Source organism: Salinivibrio sp. ML198 (assembly GCF_001996015.1).
Classification (GTDB): domain Bacteria; phylum Pseudomonadota; class Gammaproteobacteria; order Enterobacterales; family Vibrionaceae; genus Salinivibrio; species Salinivibrio siamensis.
This window is the reverse complement of sequence record NZ_MUEZ01000001.1, coordinates 111,433-124,724: the sequence shown is the minus strand read 5'-3', so window position 1 is coordinate 124,724 and position 13,292 is coordinate 111,433. Positions and strand designations below refer to the sequence as shown.

The following is a 13,292-nucleotide window of genomic DNA, read 5'->3' as shown; positions in this document are numbered from 1 at the left end:
TATAAACCTTGTAAGACTTTATCAGTCTAAATGCTTAATCAGTTGAGAGAATAATGGTGTAATAATAAAGCTCCACGCCCCAATACAATTCACCCACATGAAAACTTTCATTTTTTTAGGAAGTTTTTGTTTACAATTGTTTGTTATAGGATAAGTTATCCAGTATAAAAGCAGACGTGTGCCAATCGAGTAGGGGGTTTGGTAGTAAGGTTTTAAATAGCCCTGTTCGGTATAGTATTTTTTTATATTTTGAGATAAACACTTATCCAGTAATACAATACGCTTAATATCCCCAAGAGTAATCAAAGAAAACATGATAATACCCGGGATAGACCAAACCGCAAGGTACCCCCCAAACACCAATCCAATGATAGTGATAACTAATTCATATAATTCCAATGTGATATCTCTTTGCTTTAGTCAGTTAATTCAATGCCTTTTTCATATAAGAAGTAGAGATCATCGCCAGTAGCCTTGCCGATAGTTGTCCCAGCAATTCCACCGATTGCACCTCCAACAACAAATGAGCCCACAGTTGCTATAGCAATAACAGGTGCTGCAGTAACCCCCACAACGCCTAGAGCCAACACTGAAACGCCGGCGGCAATATTTCCTCCAACAGCGCCTAAAGCGATACCTCCCATAAAACCAATCACCTCGCGTGTAGAGACTTTGCCACATTCTCCTGAACTGTCTACTGAACAAGCTTCGTATATCGTTGATACGCTGCTTGCTCCGCCGAGCAGAAGACCAACATAACCTACACCTTTCGCAGCCGAGGCTCCGATAGAAACGTTGGCAATACGTTTTCCTAGGCTCTTAACAAAACCCGATTCTAAAATCTCATCGGCGTTGTGAATGACTGATTTAGTGGACAGCTTTAGATTGCGTTTAACTTGCGTATACAGAGGCAATCTAATGCTGCGTTTGGAAAGTCCAGCAAAAGAGCCATCTAGCTTTTTAAAAAGCTCTGCCCTTTGAGCAACGAATACACCATAATTCACTCCACCCGTTTTGCTCGCCATCGCCACTTGTGCAGCATAGAGATCATTGATTTCTAACAATACATTATTGATGTTCTGCAAGTGCTGCTGAACGGTCGCTGATGCGACCCCCACTCCTAGAGACGCGTAGGCATAATAATCGCTGGGTAAACCGTCTGCTTCCAATTGTTTCAAACTCTCATTAGCAAAGTGATCGAGTACTTCAAAGTGTCGGTTAACTGTCGTAAGTACTTCATCGCTAAGCTTACTTAGTTCAGTGCTAGCAGCTTTTGCCTCTTCTTGGAGCGCGCTTAGCGCCTCTTTCTCTTTAGTGGTTCTTGGCTCGGCGGTAGGAATAACAACGATCTCTCCTTCTCTCACGGGTTCGTTGAGGTGCGTATTCGCTTGTTTGATAAGCTTTTGCTTTTCCTCAGGTGTATCGTCGGTAAATAGCGCTTTCCAAAGTGCACTCTGAGGTTGGGTTTTAGGCGATTGCATCCAAGCCAAATCAAATGCAGCAGCTTGTGTTTTTTGCCAGTTATCTTCGCTTTCTTCGATCCGCGCTTTGCGTTGACGAGCGACCTTTTGTTGCGTGCTTTCTTGAACTGGTGCGGGTTCAGATGCAGCACTGATACTAGGAGTAGAGCCACCACTGGCAAAGTTCTTTGCCTCTGCACGTTTAACGGCTTCTTTGCTTTCCTGCATCAATCTTTGATTGACACAAGCCGTACAGTTACATGTTTCAGGATTTTTGAAAAATGGACAACGATAAGACTGTGTCGATGTGAAGAAAGTCATCTGCGTTTTCTCTTGAGCCAACTAAGCGGGTATCACCAGTGAGCAAAGCATATTGCTCAACCCCCAATGGCATGGGCAAGGGGGCTATGATTATTTTTAGCGGCCAATGCTAGCAAAGTTCGCGACAAAAGCTCGACTCAATGTGGTCATGGTAGAAAAGCTGCTTTATTTATTGGATCAGTGTCGAATAAATGGTTTTACCCCTTGGTCTAACTCGCGCTGCATTAGAGCCCATATCAACGTTAGCGTGTTTTGTGAGGACTGTATGACGCTTAACTTCCTACCGCACGGCATAAATCAGCAAACAGGTGTAGCTGATATAGCACACAAACAGTAATCCCCCTTCGGCGCGGTTGATTTCTCGCGTTTTGCCAAAGCGCATTGAGACCAGCAGCAAGAGTACCGTCACGGCGAGCATCACTATCCAGTCTCGCCAGAAGACTGCTTCGGTGATGTCGCGAATCGGCTCGATGGCACCAGCAATACCAATCACGGCGAGGGAATTAAAAATGTTGGAGCCGACCACGTTGCCCACGGCAATATCGTGCTCTCCTTTACGGGCGGCGATAATTGAGGCGGCCAATTCGGGCAGGGAGGTGCCTAATGCGACTATGGTTAAACCAATAATCAGATCGCTGATGCCCAGCTGTTGGGCTATCTCAACGGCACCCCATACCAAGATGCGCGAGCTCACAATTAACAGTGCCAGCCCAATCGTTAGCCACATCAGTGCTTTTTTTAGCGACAGGGTTTGCTGGTTGAGTTCGGCATTCATGTCGGTGGCGAGGGTATCGTTTTTAGTTCGTATGCCAGACCACACTGACCAGCCGATCAGCAGTAAAAAGCCTGTGATAAGCAGTAAAGCTTCGTAGGCGCTGATCGTGAAGTCCCATAGCATTGCCCCGATAATGAGAGTGATGGCTAAAAGAATGGGTAGCTCTTTGCGCACAATGGTGGAATGCACTGCAATAGGCGCGATGAGGGCGGTCACCCCGAGAATTAAGGTGATATTGACGATGTTCGAGCCCAGCGCATTGCCCAGTGCTAACGCAGGATTGCCATCGACTGCAGCCATCGCTGAGACCACCATTTCAGGCGCTGATGTACCAAACCCTACCACAAGCATGCCAATGAGTAGCGGCGGTATACCGGCATAATGGGCGCTCACAGCCGCGCCTTCTACAAACCTATCTGCACTCCACACCAAAAGCGCAAATCCAGCAATAATCGCCAGTATTGCAAGCAGCATATCGTCACCCTAGTTGAAATAAGAAGCGTGCTTAATCATCACCAATAATATCATGGCGATGATTAAACACAGAAGATTCAAACCCTTAATGCTAGTTGATGGGCGTTAACTGTGCCAGTCAGACGTGGCGTGGTGTGGTCAACGCCACTTCCCTGATGTATCACCTAACACTGGCGTTTTTCAACGCATACCAATCCATCTGTTTTGGCAAAGGCGTGTCGTGGTGATCGCGTGTCAGTGCTAAAAAAGTCGCATCCACGGCGCTAAAGTAACGGGTGGTCATCGTCCATTGCCCGCCGGCGATAAAGAACTCCAGTGAGCTGGTGTCGGCGAGGACTTGTAGTGGCAAATCTTCTAGCGGCTCGGGCAAGTGAATGCAGCGACGGGTATCGCCTTCTGTGGCGAGGCTTGCGCTTCTATCCAGTATTAGGGTGCGGCTGTCACCGTCAATGGTAAGTGCACAACCGGATGGTTTGTCGGAGGAGGCTGGGGTCTTCATGCCGCTGCGGCTGTGAAAGTATAGCGTGTAGTGGCCGCTGGCCGGAATGGGCAGCGTGGTGTTGAGCTCAAATTGCTTGGTGCCTAAATCCACCGTGGTTGAGTGGCATTCGGTGTTAATCAGCAAAAGTTGCTGAGGGCCTCTTAAGCTTTGCAGCGCGGCGGCTGGGCGCTGATAAATTTGCCCATTTTCCCAGCGTAACTCACGTGGACAGGTTAACTGATGCAACCAGCCCGCACTTAAACTGGGTTGTTCAACTTCGTCTGGCAGGCCCATCCAAGCGATAAGCATGCGCTTATTGTCAGGGGTCTGCGCCGTCTGCGGGGCGTAAAAATCAAACCCATGATCCAGCACTTGCCAGTTATCAAGCGTGATGCCGTCCGCTTCTAGCGTGGCTTTGGCATAACCATTGTGGTGAGGAACATGATGATCGGGCGTTGGTGAAGGGCTGCCTTGTGGGCAGAGAATACAGAGCCATTGCTCGCTTAATTGGAACAGATCTGGGCATTCCCACATATAACCATGCTCGCCTAAGCTATCACCGCTTAGTCCGTCATAGTGCCACGTAAGGCCATCAGCAGACGAATACTGCGCCAGGCGGCCTATTTTATCTTCACGTTGCGCGCCCAACAGCATCCGATAGTGTTGGCCGTCATGGATGACTTTGGGATCGCGAATATGCTCGGTCACGCCTGCTGGTGGGGCATCAATCAACGGGCCGAGCTTTTCAAAATGAATGCCATCGCTTGACCGTGCCACACATTGGGTCGTTTGGCGCAAACGCTCGGGGCCAATGCGGGTATTGCCGGTGTAATACAGCAAAAGGGCGTCGTTCATCACCATGGCGTGGCCTGAAAATACCCCATGGCTGTCATACCAATCACTGGGGGTGAGGCCGAGCGGCGCGGTATGCCATTGCACCCCATCAGGGCTGATTAAATGCACCCAGAATTTATCTTTGTGCTCACAGGCAAAGGGATACCACTGATAAAAAAGGTGATAGTGACCTTGAAAATAAATAAAACCATTGGGGTCATTCAGCAGTCCTTGAGGAGGACTGATGTGCCAAGCAGGACGATGGAAATCAATGCTTTTGGTTGGTGAATAGCGAGGTGCGGCTTGTTCACGCAGGTTTTGGTCGATAAGGCGTCCCAGTGCAGCGAGCATTCCTTCATCGATTGGCTGATCAAGCGTGATTTGGCGCAGCGACACGTCAATCGCATGGATGGGTAAGGCGTTTTGATTGACACGCTCAAGCGCGCTGAGCTCAATGATCACCTTGTCTTGATGACGCAATACGCGACGTACATTGTCGGCGCCACCACATGCGTCAACCAGGCCTGTTGGGGTTATTTCCATCTATCCGTACCAATTTTATTTTCGGGAACGTTCCAAAAATAGCGAATAAGACGGCGGTGGCGCAAGTAAAATTTCTCGGTGTTGGGTTAACGATCGCTGTGTTAAGGGCAGGTAGCGCGACTAATATAGTTAAAGCCCATCACCAGCTTAGACACATGGCTTTGCCCGGTTTCCAGTAACTCGAGTAACATTTTGGCGCCACTTTCTCCCGCTGCATCAAAGGCATAGTTAAACGTGGATAAGCTTGGCGACACCACTTGGGCAAGCTCATCATCGCCCACGCCAATCAATTTCACGGTGCGTCCAGGGGTGATCCCTTGTGCTTGCAAGGCTTGGATAGCGCCAATCGCGATACGATCGGTGGCACAAAATACGCCATCAAGATCAGGGTATTGCGCTAGCATGGCGGTCATGGCGACATGGCCTGATTGAATCGAGAACTGGCCTTGGTAATGGAACAAGGGAGCCGTTTGACTAAGTGTGGTCAACGCGCTCTCAAGGCCTTGATAGCGCTGCTGATCAACGGCAATATCTTCCGCTTGTACCCCCAGAAAGCCCACCTGTTGGCAACCGGCTTTAATAAGCTGCTCGCCAGCACAAAAACCTACTCGGTAATCATCATGGATCACGCTGGGGATGTTATAGGGTGAGCCGTCTTGGCCAATCACCACCACTGGTGCACTCGAGCGTTTGATTGCCTGCACCAAGGTAGGGTTGAGTGTTGAAGCAAACAGCAAAATCCCCTCGACCCGTTTTTGATTGAACAAATCAAGGTAATGACAAATACGATGATCATCTTGTCGAGTGTTGGCCAGTAGTACTTGTTTCCCTTTTTGATCAAACACATGGCTAAGACCATCGACACTGGCTGACATCGCATGTGAGGAAACACGCGGCACAATCACGCCAATGAGGTTGGTTTTATTGGATTTTAAATCCTTAGCGATTTGATTGACCACATAGCCGCATTGCTCAATGGCGCGATTAACTTTCTCAATCGTCGCGGGTTTTACGCCATACTCTTGGTTAATCACGCGCGACACAGTGGATTTGGAAACACCCGCTAAACGGGCGACATCATTCAAGCTAGCCATGGGTTCTCCTTTACTGGAAGCGCTATGATCGTTCCATTTGCAGATCGTTTGCAAACATAGCGCCCTGAAAGCCCCTTATTTAGTGACATTTGTCACGTTTAAAATGAGGGTTAGGTTCTGGTTTGCTGATCGATCTCACAGCTATTATCCCTCATACTTGATGCTTGACAGGATTCAGCACATCATTTTCGGGATCGTTCCCGAAAATGTGGAGCGTGTGACAGCCACACGATAATAATGAGTGACGGTGGCAAAGACGGTGAGAGCGTGCAGGGGAAGTAGCCATGAACTACCAAAAAATAGCACAACAACTACTCGATAAACTGGGTGGAAAAGAAAACATCGCGGCGGCGGCACACTGTGCCACGCGGCTAAGACTCGCACTCCATGATGACAGTCTCGCGGATTTAAGCGCGATTGAATCGATAGAGGGCGTGAAAGGCCAATTCCAAGTCAGTGGTCAGTTACAGATCATTTTCGGCTCGGGCATTGTCAATAACGTTTATGCGGAGTTCAGTAAGCTGACCGGGCAATCCGATATGTCGTCGAAGGACGTGGCGGCGGCTGGTGCCGAAAAGCAAAATTGGCTACAACGCGCGGTGAAAGGGCTGTCAGATATTTTTGTTCCCATTATTCCAGCCATTGTCGCCGGTGGTCTGTTGATGGGGATTTTCAATATCCTTACTGCACCAGGCTTGATTGTTGATGGCAAGTCCTTGATTGAGGCCTACCCACAAATGGGCGACTTGGCCAATATGATCAATACCTTCGCCAATGCGCCGTTTGTGTTCTTGCCGGTACTGCTAGCGTTTTCTGCCAGTAAAAAGTTTGGCGCTAACCCCTTTTTGGGCGCGGCACTCGGGATGTTAATGGTGCACCCTGACCTGCTCAATGGCTGGGGCTTTGGCGGTGCGGCAGTGTCCGGCGATATTCCGGTGTGGGAAATCTTTGGTTTTGAGATTGAAAAAGTCGGTTATCAAGGCTCGGTACTGCCTGTGCTGGTTGCGACCTATATTTTGGCGCAAGTCGAGCAAGGCTTACGTCGTATTATTCCCTCGGTGCTGGATAACTTGCTGACGCCTCTACTGGCGATTTTTATCACCGGGCTGATCACCTTTACCCTAGTGGGTCCATTTACCCGTGATCTCGGCTTCTTGCTCGGCGATGGCCTTAACTGGGTGTATGAATCGGCTGGGATGATTGGTGGTGCATTGTTTGGGTTTGTGTATGCGCCGTTTGTGATCACCGGGATGCACCACAGCTTTATCGCAATTGAAACGCAGCTATTGGCAGACATTGCGGTCACCGGCGGTACCTTCATCTTCCCGATTGCCGCGATGTCAAATGTGGCGCAAGGCGCAGCCTGTTTGGCGTTCGGGCTAAAAACGGCGGATGTGAAAGCGAAAGGAATTGCGATGCCGGCGGGTATCACGGCACTGCTTGGCATTACTGAGCCGGCGATGTTTGGTATTAACCTTAAATATCGTTATCCGTTTATCGGGGCATTGGTAGGCGCAGCCTGTGCAGGCGCGTTCATCACCTTCTTTAAAGTGAAAGCGCAAGCGCTGGGTGCCGCGGGGCTGCCAGGGATCATTTCGATTCGCCCTGACGGAGTGGTGCCGTATATCATCGGAATGGCCATTGCTTTTGTCGTGGCGTTTGCGGTGACCTATGTACTGGGTACCCGTAAAAAATATGCGCAAACGGCGGCGGCCTAATCGAGCATTGAACGAGGAGCAAGCGTGATGAGTAAGGTATGGGTCACTGGCGATGCGGTAGTAGATTTGATCCCAGAGGGAGAACGCCACTACCTAAAATGTCCGGGCGGTGCGCCCGCCAATGTGGCCGTGGCGATTAGCCGGCTGGGGGAGAAAACAGGCTTTATTGGTCGAGTGGGCGACGATCCGCTGGGACGCTTTATGCAAACCACGTTGGCCGATGAAGGCGTAGACATTGCGTTTATGCATCGCGATAACGCGCAACGCACCTCAACCGTGTTGGTCGAGTTAGATGAGGCGGGTGAGCGCAGCTTTACGTTTATGGTCAAACCCAGTGCCGATCAGTTTGTGCAGCCCGATGACTTCCCTGTGTTTGAAAAGGGGCAGTGGTTACATGCTTGCTCCATTGCGTTAGCTAACGAACCCTCGCGATCGGCCACGCTCGGCGCCATGCAAGCGTGTCGTGACCAGGGTGGGTTTGTCAGCTTTGACCCTAACTTGCGTGATGATTTGTGGCAAAGCGAGGCGCAGATGCTAGAGACCGTGAGGCAAGCCTTGCCGCTGGCGGATGTGGTCAAAGTGTCTGATGATGAGCTTGCTTTACTGACTGCGCCGTTAGTGACAGGCTCCGAGCCCGGCAGCCGGCCTATCAAATCTGCGCTTGAAGTGCTCGTCTCGCACGTACCGAGTGTGTCCTTGTGGGTGGTCACGCTAGGCAGTGACGGTGCACAAGTTGCGTTCAACCGAGCGCTTTGGCAGGTGGCGACAACACCCGCCAAGGTCGTGGATACTACTGGCGCTGGTGATGCGTTTATGGGCGGCTTGTTGGCTGCCCTAGCCAAGTTGCCCGACTGGCAGTCGCCAGAGGCGGTGACTGAGGCCGTGCGTCAAGGCAACCGCTGTGGCGCGCTGGCCACTACCGCCAAAGGTGCTATGACCGCATTGCCCTCGGCGTTGCAGTTGGCTGGACAATGATATCCCATTTACCAGCCATCGTTATGAAGACGACGAGGCACGTTCGGGGGCCGTCAGTGGAATCGTCACAATGAAGCGACTGCCCTGTTGCGGTTTGCTGTTTACCTGAATACGGCCACCGAGCACACTCGTAATGAGGTTGAAGGTAATATGTAAGCCAAGGCCAGATCCGCCCTGACCGAGGTGGGTGGTATAAAAGGGATCAAAAATGTGTTTTTGCACGTCTGGCGTCATGCCCACACCGTTATCTTGGACGGTAATATGTACCTGATCGTGTGAATCCTGACTCGCATGGATTTGAATATGGCCTTGATCTTGCGTGGTAAATGCATGCACTAACGCATTGTTAATTAAGTTGATCAGCGTTTGGGTGAGGGCTCCAGGGTAGCTATTGAGCTTAATCGCCTTAGGGATATCTACATCAAGGTGGTGAGGCGTTTGCTGCAGTGTCGGACGCAAAGACAGAAGCACTTCGTTGATAAGATGATGGAGGTCAAACTCGCGCTGGTGGTCGTTGGTTTGATCCACGGCCAGTTGTTTGAATGCACGGATTAATTCGGAGGCACGTGACATGTTACGTTCAACAATCCGTGTCCCATCTTCAACATGGGTGAGAAATTGGTCTAAATCGTCACGTGTGATCGGCTTTTCGAGTTGTTGGACAAAATCTTGCTTCATCGACAAGATGGAGGTTGAAGACATCAGTGCGTTGCCGATGGGGGTATTCAGCTCGTGTGCGATGCCTGCGACCAGGGAGCCGAGTGAGGACAGTTTTTCATTCTGAACCAATTCATCTTGGAGTGTTTCTAAACGCAACAGCAGTGCCTTTAGTTTATCACCATAATCGTTGACGGCATGGCGTAATTCCCCGACTTCATTCAGGTTTCCCACGTCGAGTGCTTGGGTGGTTTCACCATCGATCAACTCTCGGATCTGATGGGTGGTTTGTCGAATTTTATCCAGTAAATTGCGGGCGGTGATCGTCGCGATGACACCGACAACGAGCAGCAAGCCACCAATCGCTATCATTAAAAACAACCCCATGTTGTCAGCGGCGGCGGTCATTTTGCTTTTAGGGACGGCGAGGCCAATCACCCAGTCGGCTTCAGGGTAGCGAATCAAATGAACATATGCGGCTTCGTTGAGGATGCCGTCATTTTCTACCGTGATTAGCTTGCTGGTGCTGAGTGTTTGGGTTGCCTTGAACGCCGATTGCAACCAAGGCAATTGCACTTGCAGTTCGTCTCGCGTCCATAGTGTGTTCCTGTAGGGTTGAAAGGTGACGGCTGATTGCGGAAAGCTGATCGCTTTGCTGTCTGCGTCGAAGGCGAAGACATAGCCACCGTTTTCTTTGCCATACTGGGACAAAATATCTGAGATGCCGGCGAGCCTCATATCGACGGTGGCGACACCCACAAAGCGCTTATCATCTTTCATTGGCACGGTGCAGGTGATCATCGGCTCTTTGGTAAAAGGGTCAATATAGGCGTTGGACCAACTGCAATGATCGGCGGGGGTTGTTTTGCCCGCTACGTACCAACTTTCATTGTGATACCCCTTCCCGTCTGGATGGTTGTAATCGTCGTAGTACTCCATGGTCGCGCCTGCTCGGCCCCAGAAAAAACTGCGCCGCGCCACCCCTTGTGTAAATGTGCCGGGCTCGGGCCAGATACCACCGCCGGCAATCGCTGGATCGCCATGATTATTGAGGATCTCGGGAAAGGTGGTGCGGAACAGAGCTTCATCTTTGGGGAGTGTGGTCCCCGCTAACGCCATGGTGCTGGTTAACAGTTCAATTTGGCCGAGTTTGGCGTCGAGTAAATCGAGCAGGGCGTGTTGATTGATGCTGATCCGCTCTTGTCGCTGCTCAATAAGCTCGGGTTTTACCTTCCATTCCACCACCGCAAAAATCGTCAGTAATGCCATAATCAGAACAAACGCAAAACCGAGGTTGATCTGATGACGAATCATGGGTGCGACTTTGGCCATTTTGAATACATCCTCTTTCTTAGCTGAAACAGGTGTGGAGCGGTTGCGTCCTGCGGTCAGCCTTGCCAAATTTCGATGAAGCTAGTCAATCATCCCCATTAGTGTAGTTGGCACTGAGTGTTTCTTCTGCATCAAAAAGGGGAGTGGAACGGAAAAGCGAACGTCACTCATAAAAAACCCCCTTAGCTATCCATCGCTAAGGGGGAGGCAGGGTTTTCGGTATTGCGAAATAAAGCGCGGATACTTTAGTTAATATTGACGACCATCTTGCCGAAGTTTCGGCCTTCGAGTACATCAATCAGTGCTTGAGGCGCTTGCTCAAAGCCATTCACCGCGTGTTCACGGTAATGGATTTGGCCTTCACCGACCCATTTGGCCATGTCGTGAGCGAACTCGGGATAACGGTGCGCGTAGTCATCAAAAATGATGAAACCTTTTACGGTTAGGCGCTTAACCAAGATGGTCCCCATCAACTGCGAAAGGCGGTCTGGGCCTTCTGGCAGGGCGGTGTTGTTGTATTGAGATACCAAGCCACACACGGGAACACGTGCCCCTGTGTTAAGCAGTGGCATCACTGCATCAAATACCTTGCCGCCGACGTTTTCAAAGTACACATCAATGCCTTGCGGGCAGGCTTCGGCAAGCTGCTCGGCAAAGTTGTCGGCTTTGTGGTCGATACACGCGTCAACATTGAGGTGGTTACGGGCGTATTGGCATTTGTCTTCACCACCGGCAATCGCTACCACGCGGCAGCCTTTCAGCTTACCGATTTGTGCGACGGTCGCGCCAACGGGGCCGGTTGCGGCTGCGACGACAAGGGTATCGCCTTCTTTAGGCTGGCCAATATCTAATAAGCCCATGTAGGCGGTGAAGCCGGGCATCCCCAAGATCCCAAGCGCGTATGAAACCGGCGCGAGATCAGGATTAAGTTTAAGCAGGGTATCGCCATCAACCACGGAGTGGGTTTCCCAACCTTTGTAAGCGAGTACCCAATCACCCGCCTGGTAATCGGCGTGGTTAGATTCCAGTACTTTACCCACGGTGGCACCGACCATCAGGCCATCAATCGCCACGGGTTCTGCGTACGATTTGGCATCACTCATTCGACCGCGCATGTAAGGGTCAATCGATAGGTGATGGTTTTCAATTAGGACGTCATTGTTACCTAGTGCGGGAATGGCGACTTCTTCTAAGCGAAAGTTCTCAGCGGTGGGCGCGCCAACCGGGCGCGATGCGAGAACAAAACGTTGATTTGTTAATGCTGACATTGATTCCTCCCTTGATGATGGGAAAAGAGGCGGCTGGATCAGCGCGCCTCATCATGAAATAAAACGGCGATTACAGCGCGGCTTGAAGCACGCGGCGGCAAACGTCTGGCGTCACATCGCCATGTTCACCGAGTTGGGTCATACCGTGTTGAGTCAGGCTTTCAATCAAGGGCTCAATCGCGGTTTCCTCCAGATCGTAATCGCTCATGCGCGTTTTTACGTTCATGCGCTCGAAAAAGTCGCGTGTTTTCTCAATCGCTTGCTGTGCTTTTTCGGCTTCGCTGCCTTGGTCAATATGCCAAACACGCTCAGCAAATTGTGCGAGCTTGGCCTGTTTTTGCTCAAACTTCTCATTAAGCATTGCAGGCAGTACCACGGCGAGGGTTTGTGCGTGGTCTAAGCCATGTTGAGCTGTAAGCTCGTGACCCAGCATATGGGTTGACCAATCTTGCGGCACACCCACGCCAATCAAGCCGTTAAGCGCTAAGGTGGCTGTCCACATCAGGCTGGCACGCACGTTGTAGTCTTCTGGTGTTTCCAGCGCTTGTGGGCCAAGCTCGACGAGGGTTTGTAGCAGGCCTTCGGCGAATCGGTCTTGTACCGGCGCATTGGCTGGATAGGTCAGATATTGCTCAACCACGTGAACGAACGCATCCACCGCACCGTTACCCACTTGACGAATCGGCAGGGTGTAGGTTTTCACCGGATCCAATACTGAGAACTGCGGGAAGACCAGCTCGCTCATAAACGGCAGTTTGGCTTGCATTGACTCACGGGTTACCACCGAGCCTTTGTTCATCTCAGAGCCGGTTGCAGGTAGGGTGAGTACGGTACCAAATGGCAGTGCCGCGTCTACTTTGCCGCCCATGCTGGTGAGAATGTCCCATGCGTCGCCATCATATTTGGCGGCCGCGGCTACGAATTTAGTGCCATCGATCACTGAGCCGCCGCCCACGGCGAGGAGGTAGTCATAGTCTTCGGCGCTGACTTTCTCGACGGCTTTCATCAAGGTTTCATAGCGCGGGTTGGGTTCAATGCCACCAAACAGGCCAAATTGACGTTGCCCCAGCGCTTGCTCTACTTCATCCAAGGTGCCGTTTTTGCGAGCACTTTGGCCGCCGAAAAGAATCAATACTTTTGAATCGGCCGGGATGAGCCGATCCAGCTCGGCAATCTTACCTTCGCCAAAAACGATACGTGTGGGATTGTAGAACTCAAAGTTGTTCATTGCTCATCCTTCCTTTTATTGTGCTTGATGGTATCAAGCGTTTATTTAAATTAGACCGGTCGTCTAGTTGATGCCGGTTAAAAACCCGCCTTAGCGGGTTTCGAGTTGGTGGTGGGGCGATAATCTATGGCG

At 50.8% G+C, this 13,292-nt stretch carries 10 protein-coding genes; 2 read left to right on the top strand and 8 right to left on the bottom strand.

The window, feature by feature from the left end:
- Positions 1-21: 21 nt before the first annotated feature.
- From BZG25_RS00500 to BZG25_RS00480, 5 genes are all read right to left on the bottom strand, one after another.
- Positions 22-399, bottom strand: coding sequence for a hypothetical protein (locus BZG25_RS00500; protein ID WP_077638319.1), 378 nt, complete (start codon positions 397-399; stop codon positions 22-24).
- Between the two features lie 17 nt (positions 400-416).
- Complete coding sequence (locus tag BZG25_RS00495; RefSeq protein WP_235606066.1) at positions 417-1,781, bottom strand: hypothetical protein; 1,365 nt, start codon at positions 1,779-1,781, stop codon at positions 417-419.
- A gap of 280 nt (positions 1,782-2,061) precedes the next feature.
- A complete protein-coding gene (locus BZG25_RS00490; protein ID WP_077638317.1) occupies positions 2,062-3,030 on the bottom strand; it encodes a calcium/sodium antiporter in 969 nt (322 codons plus the stop codon).
- Positions 3,031-3,190: 160 nt separating this feature from the next.
- Positions 3,191-4,888, bottom strand: coding sequence for a glycoside hydrolase family 32 protein (locus tag BZG25_RS00485; RefSeq protein ID WP_077638316.1), 1,698 nt, complete (start codon positions 4,886-4,888; stop codon positions 3,191-3,193).
- Positions 4,889-4,989: 101 nt separating this feature from the next.
- The gene (locus BZG25_RS00480; RefSeq protein WP_077638315.1) at positions 4,990-5,982 is read right to left on the bottom strand and encodes a LacI family DNA-binding transcriptional regulator; all 993 of its coding nucleotides are present in this window, start codon (positions 5,980-5,982) and stop codon (positions 4,990-4,992) included.
- A 284-nt stretch (positions 5,983-6,266) separates the two neighbouring features.
- Between BZG25_RS00480 and BZG25_RS00475 the strand changes: the two genes are divergently transcribed.
- Positions 6,267-7,700 carry a sucrose-specific PTS transporter subunit IIBC gene (locus BZG25_RS00475; RefSeq protein ID WP_077638314.1) on the top strand — a complete coding sequence of 478 codons (1,434 nt, stop codon included), beginning with the start codon at positions 6,267-6,269 and terminating at the stop codon, positions 7,698-7,700.
- Between the two features lie 27 nt (positions 7,701-7,727).
- On the top strand, positions 7,728-8,675 hold the full coding sequence (locus BZG25_RS00470; protein ID WP_077638313.1) for an aminoimidazole riboside kinase: 948 nt from the start codon (positions 7,728-7,730) through the stop codon (positions 8,673-8,675).
- A gap of 21 nt (positions 8,676-8,696) precedes the next feature.
- Here the strand turns inward: BZG25_RS00470 and BZG25_RS00465 are convergent, their stop codons facing one another.
- From BZG25_RS00465 to BZG25_RS00455, 3 genes are all read right to left on the bottom strand, one after another.
- Positions 8,697-10,664 (bottom strand): sensor histidine kinase, encoded by a 1,968-nt coding sequence (locus BZG25_RS00465; protein ID WP_077638312.1) that lies wholly within the window; start codon positions 10,662-10,664, stop codon positions 8,697-8,699.
- A gap of 245 nt (positions 10,665-10,909) precedes the next feature.
- Positions 10,910-11,932 (bottom strand): NADP-dependent oxidoreductase, encoded by a 1,023-nt coding sequence (locus BZG25_RS00460; protein ID WP_077638311.1) that lies wholly within the window; start codon positions 11,930-11,932, stop codon positions 10,910-10,912.
- A gap of 70 nt (positions 11,933-12,002) precedes the next feature.
- The gene (locus tag BZG25_RS00455) at positions 12,003-13,160 is read right to left on the bottom strand and encodes an iron-containing alcohol dehydrogenase (RefSeq protein ID WP_077638310.1); all 1,158 of its coding nucleotides are present in this window, start codon (positions 13,158-13,160) and stop codon (positions 12,003-12,005) included.
- Between the last annotated feature and the right edge of the window lie 132 nt (positions 13,161-13,292).